At 64.4% G+C, this 16,810-nt stretch carries 7 protein-coding genes; 5 read left to right on the plus strand and 2 right to left on the minus strand.

Translation table 11 applies throughout. The features are described from left to right. The 4 genes from C9383_RS02405 to C9383_RS02420 all read left to right on the plus strand — a co-directional run. Positions 1 to 347, plus strand: a 347-nt coding sequence (locus C9383_RS02405) for an IclR family transcriptional regulator domain-containing protein (RefSeq protein ID WP_282958445.1), incomplete at its 5' end; no start/stop codon positions are given. 125 nt (positions 348 to 472) lie between these two features. Beyond that, a complete protein-coding gene (locus C9383_RS28510; protein ID WP_268876213.1) occupies positions 473 to 601 on the plus strand; it encodes a hypothetical protein in 129 nt (42 codons plus the stop codon). 24 nt (positions 602 to 625) lie between these two features. Next, a complete protein-coding gene (locus C9383_RS02415; protein ID WP_090371682.1) occupies positions 626 to 1,981 on the plus strand; it encodes an MATE family efflux transporter in 1,356 nt (451 codons plus the stop codon). A gap of 40 nt (positions 1,982 to 2,021) precedes the next feature. After that, on the plus strand, positions 2,022 to 3,194 hold the full coding sequence (locus tag C9383_RS02420) for an MFS transporter (RefSeq protein WP_090371679.1): 1,173 nt from the start codon (positions 2,022 to 2,024) through the stop codon (positions 3,192 to 3,194). On the opposite strand, the gene C9383_RS02425 is transcribed toward C9383_RS02420, so the two are convergent. Together C9383_RS02425 and C9383_RS02430 are read right to left on the minus strand one after the other, a co-directional pair. Then, a complete protein-coding gene (locus tag C9383_RS02425; RefSeq protein WP_090371677.1) occupies positions 3,195 to 3,560 on the minus strand; it encodes a type II toxin-antitoxin system HicB family antitoxin in 366 nt (121 codons plus the stop codon). After that, entirely contained in the window at positions 3,557 to 3,808 is a 252-nt protein-coding gene (locus tag C9383_RS02430; RefSeq protein WP_090371675.1) for a type II toxin-antitoxin system HicA family toxin, read from the minus strand. The genes C9383_RS02425 and C9383_RS02430 overlap by 4 nt, the downstream gene beginning before the upstream one ends. A gap of 208 nt (positions 3,809 to 4,016) precedes the next feature. Here C9383_RS02430 and C9383_RS02435 point away from each other — a divergent pair. Next, positions 4,017 to 16,810, plus strand: a 12,794-nt coding sequence (locus C9383_RS02435) for a non-ribosomal peptide synthase/polyketide synthase (RefSeq protein ID WP_107338848.1), incomplete at its 3' end; no start/stop codon positions are given.

Raw genomic sequence — 16,810 nt, forward strand, 5'->3', positions numbered from 1 at the left:
AAGAGCGTGAAACGGTGATCCGCTACAACTTGCCCCGCCTCAAGGACTTCCATCTGTATGACGAAGTGCTGTTGCGCTCGGAGGTGCAGAACGTGCGCCAGCTTGGCTATGCGGCGCGCAATACCGGGGTGCTGGAGGGCATGGCCGGGCTGGCGGTGCCCATCCTCAATCGCGAGGGGCATGCGGTGGCGGCGTTGAGTGTGGCAACCATCAGTGACCGGCTGGGGCCGAGCCGCTTACCGATGGTGGTGGAGTTGTTGAAGCGCGAAGCGGCGGCGATCGGGCCGCGGATCAACCCGTTTGATCCGACCTTGCGTCGGCCTTCACAGACGTTTGGTGGCTCGTGAGGGGCCGTCGGGGGGCACGGTAGCGGCTTGCGAGCTGTCGAGATTTAATTGATATATCCGGGTAAAACCCATTAAATCCGGATAAAAAAAATAGGTCGACACGCCATCGGGGCGGGACCTGCCCGGTGTCGAAGACGCCTCGCGGGCGCTGTTTTGCCCAAGACGCCACTGATTTTTCCAACAAGATCGCGCACTGGCCGCTGGACGTGCAAAAGCATCTGGCTTGGCTGTCACGCAATGCCTTCGCTGCCTAATCTCATTTATGGATCCGTATCCCCATGGAAGTCACCCCAAAACGGCCACTGTGGCAGATCTACCTGCTCTTTCTGGCACCGATGGTGCTGTCCAACTTTCTACAGAGCTTTTCCGGCACCCTCAACGGTATCTACGTTGGGCAGATGCTCGGCACCCAGGCGTTGGCGGCGGTGTCGGGGATGTTCCCCATCGTGTTTTTCTTTATTGCCCTGGTGATCGGCCTGGGGGCGGGCGCCTCGGTGCTGATCGGTCAGGCCTGGGGTGCCCAGGAAACTTCAATGGTCAAGGTGATCACTGGCGCCACCCTGACCTTGGGCGCGCTGGTGGGCTTGGTCGCGGCGGTGCTGGGCAGCCTGTTTGCGCGCCCGGCCTTGCAGGCGTTGGGCACGCCGGTTGATGTCTTGGAGGAGGCCGTCGGGTATGCCCAGATGATGATGTTGATCATGCCGCTGTTGCTGGTCTTCATCCTCTACACCCAGTTGTTGCGCGGCGTCAGTGACACGATCTCGCCGCTGCTGGCGCTGATGGTGTCGACGTTGGCCGGCCTGTTGCTGACACCGGCGCTGATTCGCGGCTGGCTCGGCCTGCCGCCCCAGGGTATCCAGAGTGCTGTGTATGCAGGGCTGGTGGGTAACACCCTGGCGATGCTGTTCCTGATGCTGCGCCTGCGGCATAAAAACCATGTGATGGCGCCGGACCGTGAGTTGCTCGGCGCCTTGCGCCTGGACCGCGTGATTCTCGGTAAAGTCCTGCGTATCGGCCTGCCCACCGGCTTGCAGATGGTGGTGTTGTCGCTGTCGGAGTTGGTCATTCTCGCCCTGGTCAACGGCCACGGTTCCCAGGCCACGGCGGCGTATGGCGCGGTGACGCAGATCGTCAACTATGTGCAATTCCCGGCATTGTCGATCGCCATTACCGCCTCGATCCTGGGCGCCCAGGCGATCGGTGCCGGGCGCCTGGAACGTATCGGGCCGATTCTGCGCACGGGCCTGCTGATCAACACCTGCCTGACCGGTGGCTTGATCGTGCTCGGCTACCTGCTGTCGCATTGGCTGCTGGGGCTGTTCATCACCGACGAGGCTGCGCGAGTCAACGCCGAACACCTGCTGCACATCATGCTGTGGAGCGTGCTGGTCTTCGGTTTCCAGGCGGTGATCGGCGGGATCATGCGTGCCAGCGGCGTGGTGCTGATGCCGGTCGCCATCTCGATCTTCTGTGTGCTGTGCGTTGAGTTGCCGATGGCGTATCTGTTCAATGCGCATTTCGGCTTGGAAGGGGTGTGGATGGCGTTTCCGGTGACCTACCTGGCAATGCTGGCCTTGCAGACTGCGTATTATCGAGGGGTATGGCGGCACAAGCAGATCAAGCGCTTGGTGTGATACAAGCTTGCACAAATCCACAAAACAAGACGTTTGATTGATGGCAAATCCCTACGCCGAGCTGTTCCAGGCGCCTGGCTCGCGCGCTTTTGTGTTGGCCGGCATGTTGGCGCGCATGCCGGTGTCCATGACCGGTATCGGGCTGATCACCATGCTCTCGCAGGTGCACGGCGGTTACGGCCTGGCGGGCTCGGTGGCGGCGGTGTTTGCCTTGGCCACGGCCTTGTGTGCGCCGCAGGTTTCACGTTTGGTTGACCGTTACGGCCAGGGCCGGGTCCTGCCGATTGCCGCGTTGATCGGCGGCGGGGCCTTGTTGCTGTTGTTGCTGTGCACCTACGTGCAAGCGCCGGACTGGACACTGTTTGTATTCGCGGCCTTCGCCGGTTGCATGCCCAATATGTCGGCCATGGTGCGGGCGCGCTGGACCGCGTTGTACCGCGGCCAACCCCAGCTGCAAACCGCGTTTGCGCTGGAATCGGTGCTGGATGAAGTGTGCTTCATCATCGGCCCGCCGATATCGGTCGGCTTGTGCGTGGTGGTGTTCCCGCAGGCCGGGCCGTTGGTTGCGGCTTTGCTGCTGGCGGTGGGCGTCACCACCTTTGTGCTGCAACGTGCAACCGAGCCGCCGGTCCACGAACACCAGAGCCATCATGGCCGCTGGCTGATCGCTTCGCCCTCGGTGTTGATCCTGATGGTGCTGTTGCTGGCCATGGGGGTGATCGTGGGCGTCGTGGATGTGGTCAGCGTGGCCTTTGCCCAGCAGCAAGGCCAGCCGGCCGCGGCGAGCATCGTGTTGTCGGTGTATGCCATCGGTTCGTGCCTGGCCGGGCTGGCTTTCGGCGCCTTCAAGCGCAAGGCGCCGTTGCCCCGGCAGTTCCTGTTCTGCGGTGTGGCGACCGCGTTGAGCACATTGCCGCTGCTGCTGGTGAGCAATATTCCCGGCCTGGCGCTGACGGTGTTCGTCTCCGGCTTGTTCTTCGCGCCGACCCTGATTGTGTCCATGGCCCTGGTGGAGCAGATCGTCCCGCCCAGCCGCCTGACCGAAGGCATGACCTGGCTGATCACCGGCCTGAGCATAGGCGTGGCCATGGGGGCCGCCAGTTCGGGTTGGATGATCGACCACTATGGCGCCACCCGTGGGTTCTGGGTGGCGCTGATGGCGGGGGCGGTGGTGCTGTGCGCTGCGGTGTCAGGGTATCGGCGATTGGGATAGTCAACTGGTCGCTGGGCAGGCATCGGCGTGGTGATGTTGTAGAAACTCGTTCAACGCTTGGCGAGTAAGATCGTTGAGCGTTACTTTTTTTCGAGTCGCTGCCAGTGCCGCCGCCAAGTGCAGGTCATGTCCGACTCGGACATTGAATGAGCCTTTGCAAGGCTTTTCGGCTGCTTGCCCGAGGTTCTCACAGGTAGTGAGGTAATCGTCCACCGCCTCACGGAATGCGGCGTCCAATTCGGCGACGGTTTTTCCTTCATAGCTCACCAGTGCCTTGATGAACAGGACCTTGCCGAACAGGCAGTTGTCTTCGAGGCTGGCTTCGATGGAGCCGATGTAGCCCTTGTGTTTCAGTTGGTTGTTCACTGAATCAGTTCTCCTGATCTCAATTGTTCGATGATCTGGCGCCGAATGTAGTGTTTCAGTTCGTTGCCGGGGTGGGGCTTGTGCAAGGTGATCATTGCACTGGGGTCGCCAATATCGAATTTCACCCGGCTTCCTGCCCCTTCAATCTGTGTGTAGCCCAGCCGACGCAAAAGCGTTACGAGCTCAGCCCAGGTAAATGTCGCTTGTTCGTTGAGCAGTTTGGCGAGCAGCTTTTCATTTTTGGACACGGCGTTCCCTGCGTGTAACTAAATGTAGTTGCAAAAAGTGGTATGCGTCAATGCTAGCTCGGCTTCGGCTACTGCTGCGCAGATTGATGTAACCCTTGATGACACTGCGCTGGACGTCCTTCATCCCCGCTAATTTTTCCCTTCCCGGTTCGTTTTATAGGGACGACGTGCCTTTGTGCTTCCCGCCTATTGCTCCGGACCCCAAGAAATGAATGCTGAAGACTCCTTGAAACTTGCTCGCCGGTTTATCGGACTGCCCCTGGAAAAACGCCAATTGTTCCTGCAGGCCCTGCAGAAAGAAGGCGTGGATTTTTCCCGGTTTCCGATTCCGGCAGGAGTGGAAGTGGAGGATCGCCAGGCGCTGTCCTACGCCCAGCAGCGCATGTGGTTTCTCTGGCAATTAGACCCGGCAAGCGGTGCCTACAACCTGCCCGGTGCCGTGCGGCTCAAGGGTGCGCTGAATGTGCCGGCGATGGAGCAAGCCTTCGCCAGCCTGGTGGCGCGCCATGAAACCTTGCGCACGGTGTTCCAGCGCCAGGCGGACGATCGCCTGGCGCAAGTCGCCAAAGTGCCATCGCTGGTCATCGAACAGGTGGATCTCAGCACATTGCCGGCTGATGCGCGCGAGCCGGCCGTCAACGACGCGGCAACCCGGCAATCGCTGCTGGCGTTCGACCTGGAGAACGGCCCGCTGCTGCGCGTGCAACTGCTCAAGCTTGATGAACAGGAGCATGTCCTGCTGCTGACCCTGCACCATATCGTCTCCGACGGTTGGTCGATGAACGTGCTGATCGACGAATTTATCCGCTGCTACGACGCCCATGAGCGCAATGAGCAGCCCCGGCTACCGGCGTTGCCGATCCAATACAGCGACTACGCCCTGTGGCAGCGCCGGTGGCTGGAAGCGGGGGAACAGGCGCGTCAGTTGGCGTACTGGCAGGCGCGTCTGGGCGATGAGCATCCGGTGCTGGAGTTGCCGACCGACCGCCCACGCCCGGCAATGCCCAGCTATCAGGGCACCCGCCATAATTTCGCGATTGATCCGGCACTGGCCGCGCAACTGCGCAGTTGCGCGCAAACCCATAACGTCACCCTGTTCATGCTGCTGCTCGGCGCGTTCAACGTGTTGCTGCATCGCTACACCGGGCAGGGCGATATTCGCGTCGGCGTGCCGATCGCCAATCGCAACCGCACCGAAGTCGAGGGGCTGATCGGTTTCTTCGTCAACACCCAGGTGCTGCGCACCGAACTCACCGGGCAAACCCGTGTTGCCGAGTTTCTGCAAGGCATCAAGGAGCACGCCCTAGACGCCCAGGCTCATCAGGAATTGCCGTTCGAGCGCCTGGTGGAAGCGTTGAAAGTCGAGCGCAGCCTCAGCCATACGCCGCTGTTCCAAGTCATGTACAACCACCAGCCGCTGGTGGCGGATATCGCCGCCGTCAGCACTGCGTCGGGCCTGGAACTGGCGCTGGTGGAGTGGCAAGGGCGTACCACCCAGTTTGACCTGACCCTCGACACCTTTGAAAAGTCCGGCACCCTGCATGCCGCGCTGACCTACGCCAACGACCTGTTCGACGCCCCGTCCATCGAGCGCATGGCGCGCCACTGGATCAGCCTGCTGCAGGCCATGGTTGCCGATGGCGAGCAACGCATCGGCGAGCTGCCGATGCTGGCCGCCGACGAGCAGCATGTGCTGGTGAACGCATGGAACCAGACCGCCGAGACCTACCCGACCGAACGCGGCATCCATCAGTTGATCGAGGACCAGGTGCAGCGCACGCCGCACGCACCGGCGTTGCAGTTTGGTACCAGCACTTTGAGCTACGCCGAGCTGGATGCCCGTGCCAACCCGTTGGCCCATGCCTTGCGCGAACAGGGCGTCGGCCCGGACGTGCTGGTCGGCATCTGCGTCGAACGTTCCATCGAAATGGTGGTGGGGTTGCTGGCGATCCTCAAGGCCGGGGGCGCCTACGTGCCGCTGGACCCTGAATACCCGCAGGACCGCCTGGCCTACATGATCGAAGACAGTGGCATCGCGCTGCTGCTCAGCCAGCAACACCTGCTGCCGATGTTGCCCGCCGCCGGTGTCCCGGTGATTGCCCTGGACCAGGCCGAAGGCTGGCTCGACGGCTACAGTCGCGAATCGCTGGCCGTGGATCTCCAGGCGTTGAACCTGGCCTACGTGATCTATACCTCCGGTTCCACCGGCAAACCCAAAGGCGCCGGCAACAGCCATCGTGCGCTGGTCAATCGCTTGTGCTGGATGCAGCACGCCTATGGCCTGGATGAGGGCGACGCGGTCCTGCAGAAAACCCCGTTCAGCTTCGACGTCTCGGTGTGGGAGTTCTTCTGGCCGCTGATGACCGGCGCACGCCTGGTGGTCGCAGCGCCAGGTGAACACCGTGAGCCGGCGCGGCTGATCGAAACCATCGGCCGGTTCGCCATCACCACCTTGCACTTCGTGCCCTCGATGCTCCAGGCGTTCATCCACGAGCCGGGCGTGCACGCCTGCACGGGCCTCAAGCGCATTGTGTGCAGCGGTGAAGCCTTGCCCCTGGACGCGCAATCGCAAGTGTTCGCCAAGTTGCCGGGGGCGGGGTTGTACAACCTCTATGGCCCGACCGAAGCGGCCATCGACGTGACCCATTGGACCTGCGTCGAAGAAGGCGCCGACAGCGTGCCGATCGGTCGTCCGATCGCCAACCTGGCCACTTACGTGCTCGATGCCCAACTCAACCCGGTGCCCGCCGGCGTCGCGGGTGAGCTGTACCTGGGCGGCACCGGCCTGGCGCGCGGTTACCATCGGCGCCCGGCGCTGACGGCCGAGCGGTTTGTGCCGAGCCCGTTCCTGCGCGGCGAGCGCTTGTATCGCACTGGCGACCGTGTGTGCCAGCGTGCCGACGGCGTGATCGAATACCTCGGCCGCCTCGATCATCAGGTGAAACTGCGCGGTTTGCGCATTGAGCTGGGCGAAATCGAGGCCCGCCTGCTGCAGCACCCCACGGTCCGCGAAGCCGTGGTGCTGGTGCAGGGCGGCAAGCAGTTGGTCGGCTACCTGGTGCTGGAAAGCGCCGAACCCGCCGACCTCAAGGCGTGGCTGCTCGGCAGCCTGCCGGAATACATGGTGCCGACGCACCTGATGGTACTGGCCAAACTGCCGGTGACCGCTAACGGCAAGCTGGATCGCAAAGCCTTGCCGCTGCCGGATGCCGCGCCGCAACAGGCATTCATTGCGCCTGAAAGCGCGCTGCAAAAAGCCCTGGCGGCGATCTGGAGCGACGTGCTGGGCCTGGAGCAGGTCGGCCTGGACGACAACTTCTTCGAACTGGGCGGCGATTCGATCATTTCCATCCAGGTGGTCAGCCGTGCACGCCAGGCAGGCATTCGCCTCAGCCCGCGGGATTTGTTCCAGTATCAGAGCGTGCGCAGCCTGGCCTTGGTGGCAAGTTTTGAGCAGGCCAGTGTGATCGACCAGGGGCCGGTCACGGGCGAGGTGGTCCTGACGCCGGTGCAGCAGAGCTTTTTCGAGCAGGCGATCCCGGCGCGCCACCACTGGAACCAGTCGTTGCTGCTGACCCCGCGTGAACGGCTGGAGCCTGAGCGCCTGGAGGCCGCTCTGACGCAGGTGATCAACCATCACGACGCGCTGCGCCTGCGTTTTGTGCAGCATGCCGATGGCTGGCGGCAAGCCTACGCCGCGCCGGTCAGCGACGCCGCGTTGTGGCAGTCCCAGGCCAGCGACGACACTCAACTGGCCGCCTTGTGCGATGAAGCCCAGCGCAGTCTCGACCTGGGCCAGGGGCCGCTGTTGCGCGCCGCCCTGGTCAACCTGGGCGATGGCAGCCAGCGTCTGCTGGTGGTGGTGCATCACCTGGTGGTGGATGGCGTGTCGTGGCGCATCCTGCTGGAAGACCTGCAACAGGCTTACCGCGCAGCACCGCTGCCGGCCAAGACCAGCGCTTTCCAGCAGTGGGCTCGGCAGTCGCAGGCTCATGCCCAACGCCTCAATGCGCAACTGCCGTACTGGCAGGCGCAGGCCGTCGACGCCGAACTGCCCTGCGACAACCCCCACGGTGGCCTGCAAAATCGCCTGGGCAGCAAGATTGAAATCCGCCTGGATGCCGAACATACCCGCCAACTGCTGCAAGAGGCGCCTGCGGCGTATCGCACCCAGGTCAATGACCTGCTGCTGACCGCACTGGCCCGCGTGGTCGGGCGCTGGAGCGGCCAGCCCGCTGCGTTGATCCAGCTGGAGGGGCATGGGCGTGAAGACCTGTTCGACGATATCGACCTGACGCGCACCGTGGGTTGGTTCACCAGCCTGTTCCCCGTGCGTTTGCAGGCTGAGGGTGAGCTGGCGAGTGCGATCAAATCGGTCAAGGAACAGCTGCGCGCCGTACCCGACAAGGGCTTGGGCTACGGCCTGCTGCGCTACCTGGGCGCCCCTGAGGTGCGCGAGGCCCTGGCCGGCGCCGCTGCGCCGCGTATCACCTTCAACTATCTGGGGCAGTTCGATCGCCAGTTCGATGACTCGACGCTGTGGGTGCCGGCCAGCCAGACCAGCGGCCAGGCGCAGGACCCCGAAGCGCCGCTGGCCAACTGGCTGACGGTGGAAGGGCAGGTGTATGGCGGCGAGCTGGCGTTGCAATGGGGCTTCAGCCGCGACATGTTCCAGGCCTCGACCATCCAGCACCTGGCGGACGAGTACGCCACTGAACTCAAGGGCTTGATCGAACACTGCTGCGCCACGCCGGCAGGGCAGGTCACGCCGTCGGACTTCCCGTTGGCACGCCTGACCCAGGCGCAACTGGACGCGCTGCCGGTCGCCGGGCCGGCCATCGCCGATCTGTATCCGCTGTCGCCCATGCAGCAGGGCATGCTCTTCCACACCTTGTACGCGCCCGAGGGGCAGGCTTACATCAACCAACTGCGCCTGGACATCGAAGGTCTGGATCTGCTCAGGTTCGGCCGCGCCTGGCAGGCAGTGCTGGACCGTCACGACATCCTGCGCAGCAGCTTCCATTGGCAGGGTCTGGACAGCGCTCACCAGGTGATTCAGCGTCAGGTCGACCTGCAATTACAGGTGATTGAAGACGTAAACGCCGACTGTGACGCGCTGGCCGTGGCTGAGCGCGAGCGCGGCTTCGAGCTGAGCAGCGCGCCGCTGTTTCGCCTGTTGCTGGTGCGCGGCGCAGGCACGGCCTGGCAGCTGATGCTCACCAGTCACCACATCCTTATGGATGGCTGGAGCAACGCCCAGTTGCTCAGTGAAGTCCTCGCCCATTACGCCGGCCAGGCGCTGCCGGCGCCGTTGGGGCAATTCCGCGATTACCTGGGCTGGCTGCAGCAGCAAGCGTCGGGCGAAGTGTTCTGGAAAGCCGCCCTGGCGCCGTTGCAAGCGCCGACCTTGTTGGCTGACGCGCTGCGTGCGCCGGTCGATGGCGTGGGCATGGCGGATCATCACGTGGCCCTTGGCAGTGAGTTCACCCAACGTCTCGGGGCCTATGCCCGTCAACACAAAGTTACCCTCAACACGCTGTTGCAAGGCGCCTGGAGCCTCTTGTTGCAACGCTACACCGGCCAGGTGTGCGTGGCCTTCGGCGCCACCGTGGCCGGGCGTTCGGCACCGTTGCCGGGAATCGAGCAGCAACTGGGCCTGTTCATCAACACCTTGCCGATCATCAGCGCGGCTGCACCGGCGCAATCGGTTGCCGACTGGCTCGGCGAGCTGCAAGCCCTGAACCTCAGCCTGCGCGAGCACGAACATGTGCCGCTCTACGACATCCAGGGCTGGGCCGGTCAGCCAGGTGCAGCGCTGTTCGACAGCTTGCTGGTGTTTGAAAACTTCCCGGTGGCCGAGGCCTTGAAGCAGGGCGCACCGGCCGGCCTGCGCTTCGGCCCGTTGCACAACCATGAACACACCCATTACCCACTGACCCTGGGCATCGAGCTGGGCGCCAGCCTGTGCCTGGAGTTCAGCTACGACTGCGCGCGTTTCAGCGCACCGCAAGTCGCACGGTTGAGCGCCAACCTGCAGCACCTGCTGACGCAGATGCTCGCCAACGCCCGCGCGCCGCTTGGCACCCTGCAACTGCTGGACGCCAGCGCACAGCGCGACGTGCTTGCACTCAGCCAGTGCGCCGCCGCTGCCCAGCGGCACACGCGGGTCCATGAGCGCGTTGCCGCTCAGGCCCAGGCTACCCCGGATGCCTTGGCGGTGCAGGCCGGTGATGTGCGTTTGAGCTATGCCCAACTCAACGCACGCGCCAACCATCTCGCCCACCATTTGCTGGAGCAGGGCGCAGGCCCGGGCCGGCGGGTGGGGCTGGCGGCACGGCGCGGCCCGCAATTGATCGTCAGCCTGCTGGCGGTGCTCAAGAGCGGCGCGGCCTATGTGCCCCTGGACCCGAACTACCCGGCCGAGCGCCTGGCCTACATGCTGGCTGACAGTCGCCTTGATCTGCTGCTCTGCGAAACCGGGTTGCTCAACGACCTGCCGCTGCCCCCAGGGCTGGCCCGCGTGGCGTTCACCGCCAGCGGCGACGAGTCGGCCGGCTACCCCGCCAGCAACCCACTTAATCGGGCAGCGGCGGCTGATCTGGCCTACGTGATCTATACCTCCGGCTCCACCGGCCAGCCTAAGGGCGTGGCCATCGACCACGCGGCCCTCGGCCAGTTCTGCGACAGCGCTGAACGCTACAGCCGGCTGACCGCCGAGGATCGTGTACTGCAATTTGCCACGTTCAGTTTCGACGGCTTTGTCGAACAGTGCTACCCGCCACTGTGTGCCGGTGCGGCGCTGATCATGCGTGGCGATGAACTGTGGGATGCCGGGCAACTGGCGCGGCAAATCGTCGAGCAAGGCGTGACCCTGGCCGACTTGCCGGCGGCCTACTGGTACTTGCTGGCCAAGGAGTGCGCCGTCGACCGCAAGCCACTGGGTAACCTGCGCCAGGTGCATGTGGGCGGTGAGGCCATGTCGGTGGAAGGCTTGCGTGCCTGGCATGCGGCAGGGTTGGGCGGCGTGCGGCTGGTCAATACCTACGGGCCGACCGAAGCCACCGTGGTGTCCAGCGTGCATGACTGCCAACTGGCCGATGCCAGCGAGGTGTTCGGTGTGCCGATTGGGCAGGCGATTGCAGGCCGCTCGCTGTATGTGCTCGACAGCGCTTTTGAGTTGCTGGCCACTGACGGCGTCGGCGAGCTGTGCATCGGCGCCGACGCCGGGCTGGCCCAGGGTTACTTCGACCGCCCGGCGCTGACTGCCGAACGTTTCCTGCCGGACCCGTTTTCTGCCGTACCCGGTGCGCGGCTTTATCGCAGTGGCGACCTGGCCCGTTACAACGCGGCAGGCGCCCTAGAGTATGTCGGGCGCATCGACCATCAAGTGAAGATTCGCGGTTTCCGTATCGAAATCGGCGAAATCGAAGCCAGCCTGCAAGCCTTGCCCCAGGTGCGTGAAGCGGCGGTGATCGCCCAGCCGAGCGCCACCGGCGCGCAATTGGTGGCGTACATCGTTGCCGCCCGCGAGCAGACACTGGATACCCAGGCACTGGCGAGCACGCTGCGCCAATCCCTGCCGGACTACATGGTGCCGGCCCATTGGCAGGTGCTGGACGCCTTGCCGTTGAACAACAACGGCAAGCTCGACCGTCGCGCATTGCCACTGCCGGACCTGAACCGGATGCAGCACGCCTACGTCGCCCCTCACAGTGCCGTGCAAATCCAACTGGCGGCGATCTGGCAGGCCGTGTTGCAGGTTGAACAGGTCGGGCTCGATGACCATTTCTTCGAGCGCGGCGGCCATTCGTTGCTGGCCACCCAAGTGATTTCGCGGGTGCGCCAGGCCCTTTCGCTGGAAGTGCCGTTGCGCACGCTGTTCGAGCAGCCGACCCTGCAAGCATTCGCGGTCGCCTGCGCGGGGCTGCAAGCCGACACCGCGCCGCCGCTGGTGGCGATGAAGCGCGATCAACCGCTGCCGTTGTCCTTTGCCCAGGAACGCCAATGGTTCCTCTGGCAATTGGACCCGGCCAGCCCCGCTTATCACGTGCCGAGCGCCTTGCATCTGCGCGGCCCGTTGGACATCGCCGCGTTGGAGCTGGCCTTTCAAACACTGGTGCAGCGGCATGAGCCGCTGCGCACCACTTTTGTGGAGCAGGGCGAGCAGACCTGGCAGGTGATTCAACCGCGCCAGACGACTTCCATCGAGCTCGAATACGTCGCCGCTTCCCGCGTCGAGCAGGCCGTAACGCAAGAGATCCAGCGCCCGTTCGACCTGCGCAACGGCCCGCTGATGCGCGTCAAACTGCTGGTGGTGGCGCCCGAGCACCACGTACTAGTGATCACCCTGCATCACATCATCTCCGACGGCTGGTCGATGCAGGTCATGATCGACGAACTGGTGGCGCTCTATCAGGGCCAGGCTCCGCTGCCGGCGTTGCCACTCCAGTACGCCGACTATGCCGTGTGGCAGCGCGACTGGATGGCGGCCGGGGAAAAACAGCGACAGCTCGATTACTGGCGTGGGCGCCTGGGCAGTGAACAGGCGGTACTGGAATTGCCGCTGGACCATCCGCGCCCGGCGCAGCAAAGCCATCGCGGTGCACGCTGCACGATTGAACTGGACCGCGCCTTGTTGGCCGAACTCAAGGCCCTGGCCCAGCGCCAGGATGTGACCTTGTTCATGTTGCTGCTGGCTTCGTTCCAGACCTTGCTGCATCGCTACAGCGGGCAGTCGCAGATTCGCGTCGGGGTGCCGATCGCCAACCGCAACCGCCTGGAAACCGAGCGGCTGATCGGTTTCTTCGTCAACACTCAAGTGCTGCAAGCCGACCTCAGCGGGCACATGACCTTCGAGCAGTTGCTCGCCCAGGTCAAGCGCCGTGCCCTGGAGGCGCAGGCGCACCAGGACTTGCCCTTCGAACAACTGGTGGAGGCGCTGCAACCGGAGCGCAGCCTGAGCCATAACCCGCTGTTCCAGGTGATGTTCAACCACCAGGACAACCTGCGTCCGGCGCCGCTGCAGTTGCCTGGCCTGGACCTGCAGCCGGTGGACTGGGCGGCGCACACCACCCAGTTCGACCTGAACCTGGAAACCGAAGCGTCGGCCGACGGTTTGTGGGCCTCGCTGACCTACGCCACCGACCTGTTCGAGGCGGCGACCATGGAACGCTTGGCCGAGCACTGGCAAAACCTGCTGCGTGCCGTGGTGCGTGATGGGGCGCTGGCCCTGGATGAGTTGCCGATGCTCAGCACGGCGCAATCGCAGCAACTGATCAGCGACTGGAACCGCAGCGACCACGCTTACCCGCATGAGCGCTGCGTGCATCAGTTGTTCGAAGCCCAAGCGCTGGCCCAGCCGCACGCGGTTGCGCTGCAATTCAATGACCAGGCCCTGAGCTATGGCGAACTCAACCGACGCGCCAATCGCCTGGCCCATCGTTTGATCGCCGTCGGCGTCGGCCCGGATGTACTGGTGGCCGTGCATGTCGAACGCTCGGTCGACATGATCGTCAGCCTGCTGGCCACGCTCAAGGCCGGTGGCGCCTACGTGCCGCTGGACCCGCAATTCCCGGCGGACCGGCTGGCCTTCATGCTCGAAGACAGCCGCGCCCGGGTGCTGTTGACCCAGCCGCACCTGCTCGGGCAACTGGCGCAGCCGCAAGGTCTGCGGGTGTTGCAGGTGGACGCCGCCGACGGCGCTGAACACAACCCGCAGGTTGAGGTTGTGCCCGAGCACCTGGCCTACGTGATCTACACCTCCGGCTCCACGGGCAAGCCCAAGGGCGTGATGGTGCGGCACCAGGCGTTGTGCAGCTTTACCAGCGGCATGGCCGACACCCTGCACATCGATGCGCAGGCGCGCGTGCTGTCGCTGACCACGTTCTCGTTCGACATCTTCGCCCTGGAGCTGTACGTACCGCTGACGGTCGGCGCCACGCTACTGTTGAGCGACCAGGCAATGGCCCTCGACCCGGAAGCCATTCTCGATCTGGCTCACCAGCAATCGGCCAGTGTGCTGCAAGCCACGCCGTCCACCTGGCGCATGCTGCTCGACAGCCCACGCGCCGAGCTGTTGCGCGGTATCCAATGCCTGTGTGGCGGCGAGGCGCTGCCGACGGACCTGGCCCAGCGCCTGCTCGACCTGCAAGGGCCGGTCTGGAACCTCTATGGTCCGACGGAAACCACCATCTGGTCGGCTGCCCACCGTCTGTCTCAGGCGCAGCCTTTTGTCGGACGGCCGATCGCCAATACCTCGCTGTTCATCCTGAATGCCGGCATGACCCCGTGCCCGTTGGGCGCCCCCGGTGAGTTGCTGATCGGCGGCGTGGGCTTGGCGCGGGGTTATCACGCACGGCCGGCACTCACCGCCGAACGCTTCGTGCCCAACCCCTTCGGCGCCCCTGGCGAGCGCCTGTACCGCACTGGCGACCTGGCGCGTTACCGCGACGACGGCGTAGTGGAGTACATCGGCCGGGTCGACCATCAGGTCAAGGTGCGTGGTTTCCGCATCGAACTGGGCGAGATCGAGGCCTGCCTGCGCGAGCACCACGGTGTGCGTGAAACCGTGGTGCTGGCCGACAACGAGCGCTTGATCGCTTATCTGGTCAGTGCGGCGCCCGATACGCAGGAGGCGTACAAAGCCGCCCTGCGCGAGCGCTTGCCGGATTACATGGTGCCGGCGCACCTGCTGTTTCTCGACAGCCTGCCGTTGACCCCCAACGGCAAGCTCGACCGCAAGGCGCTGCCCAAGCCGGACGCGAGCCTGGCGCGCCAAATCTACGTGGCGCCGGTCAGCCCAAGGGAGCAGCAGGTTGCGGCGATCTGGGCCGAGGTGCTGGACGTGCCGCAGGTCGGCCTCGAGGATCACTTCTTCGAACTGGGCGGGCATTCGCTGCTGGCCACGCGGGTGGTGTCGCGCGTGCGGCAGGCACTGGCCCTGGAAGTGGCGCTCAAGACCTTGTTCGAACAACCCTTGCTGGGTGACTTCGTACGTGCCCTGGGCGAGGAGGGCGTCGCCGCACCGGCGCTGCTCAAGGCCGACCGCACGCAGCCGTTGCCGCTGTCCTATGCCCAGGAACGCCAATGGTTCCTCTGGCAACTGGACCCGCACAGTGCGGCTTACCACATCCCCAGTGCTTTGCGTCTGCATGGCCCGCTGGACCTGGACGCACTGCAATGCAGCTTCGACAGCTTGCTGGCCCGCCACGAAAGCCTGCGCACCCATTTGCGCCAGGACGCCGGTGGTACGGTGCAGGTCATTGAAGCGACCGGCGTGATCGATATCGCCCTGGCCGACACCGAATACGCCGACCTCAAGGCGCGGGTCGTGGACGAGATCGCACGGCCGTTCGACCTGCTGCGCGGGCCGCTGCTGCGAGTTACGTTGTTGCGTCTGGCCGAGGACGATCATGTGCTGGTGCTGGTGCAGCATCACATCGTCTCCGATGGTTGGTCGATGCAACTGATGGTCGAGGAACTGGTGCAGTCGTACGCCGCCTTCAGCCAGGGTGAACAACCGCAGCTGCCGGCGCTGCCGATCCAGTATGCCGACTATGCCGTGTGGCAACGCCAATGGATGGAAGCCGGCGAGAAAGCGCGTCAACTGGCCTACTGGCGCGAGCAACTGGGCGGTGAACAGCCGGTACTGGAATTGCCGTTTGACCACCCGCGCCCGGCGCTGCCCAGCCATCGTGGGGCACGTTTGGGTATCGAGTTGGCGCCTGAGTTATTGGCCGGGTTGCGCCAACTGGCGCACAACACCGGGGTGACGTTGCCGATGGTGCTGCTGGCGTCTTACCAGGCGCTGCTGCACCGCTACAGCGGCCAGGAAGATGTGCGCGTCGGGGTGCCGATCGCCAACCGCAACCGCCTCGAAACCGAGGGGTTGATCGGTTTCTTCGTCAACACCCAGGTGCTCAAGGCGGATCTCCATGGGCAGATGAGCGTGGAGCAATTGCTCGCCCAGGTACGCCAACGCTCCTTGCAGGCCCAGGCCCATCAGGACCTGCCGTTCGAACAACTGGTGCAAGCGCTGCAACCGGAGCGCAGCCTCAGCCTGAGCCCGTTGTTCCAGGTGCTGTTCAACCACCGCGTCACTGCGGCGGACAGCCATCTGCAGCGTTTGGTCGACCTGCACGTCGAGGTGTTGAGCGGGGAGGACGGCGTCGCGCAGTTCGACCTGGCGCTGGACGTGGAAGAAAGCCAGCAGGCGCTGCGCGCCTCCCTGAGTTACGCCACCGACCTGTTTGCCCCGGCCACCATCGAACGCATGGCCGGGCATTGGCAGAACCTGTTGCAAGGGATGGTCGCCAACCCTGCGCAACCCCTCAGCCAACTGCCGTTGCTGGATGCTGCCGAGCAGCAGCAGATTCTCGACCGTTGGAACTGCACCGATTCCGGCTTCTCGGCCGAGCGCCTGGTGCATGAACTGTTCGCCGACCGCGCCCGGGAGAACCCCGACGCCGTCGCAGTGAAGTTCGATACGCAAACCCTGAGTTATGGCGAGCTTGACCGCCAGGCCAACCGCCTGGCCCATGCGCTGATCGCCCGTGGCGTCGGCCCGGAAGTGCGCGTGGCCATCGCCATGCCGCGCAGTGCCGAAATCATGGTGGCGTTCCTGGCGGTGCTCAAGGCCGGCGGTGTGTATGTGCCGCTGGATATCGAGTACCCGCGTGATCGCCTGCTGTACATGATGCAGGACAGCCGTGCGCAACTGCTGCTGAGCCATACCGTGGCGTTACAGCAACTGCCGGTTCCTGATGGCCTGGACACCCTGGCGATCGATCGCACCGAGGGCTGGGCCGACTACCCCGATACCGCGCCGCAGGTGAGGCTCGACGGCGACAACCTGGCCTACGTGATCTACACCTCCGGCTCCACCGGCCTGCCCAAGGGCGTGGCGGTGTCTCACGGACCGTTGGTGGCGCACATCATCGCCACCGGCGAGCGCTATGAAACCGGGCCGACCGATTGCGAATTGCACTTCATGTCCTTCGCTTT

This window comes from Pseudomonas palleroniana, assembly GCF_003031675.1.
In the GTDB taxonomy this organism is placed as follows: domain Bacteria; phylum Pseudomonadota; class Gammaproteobacteria; order Pseudomonadales; family Pseudomonadaceae; genus Aquipseudomonas; species Aquipseudomonas palleroniana.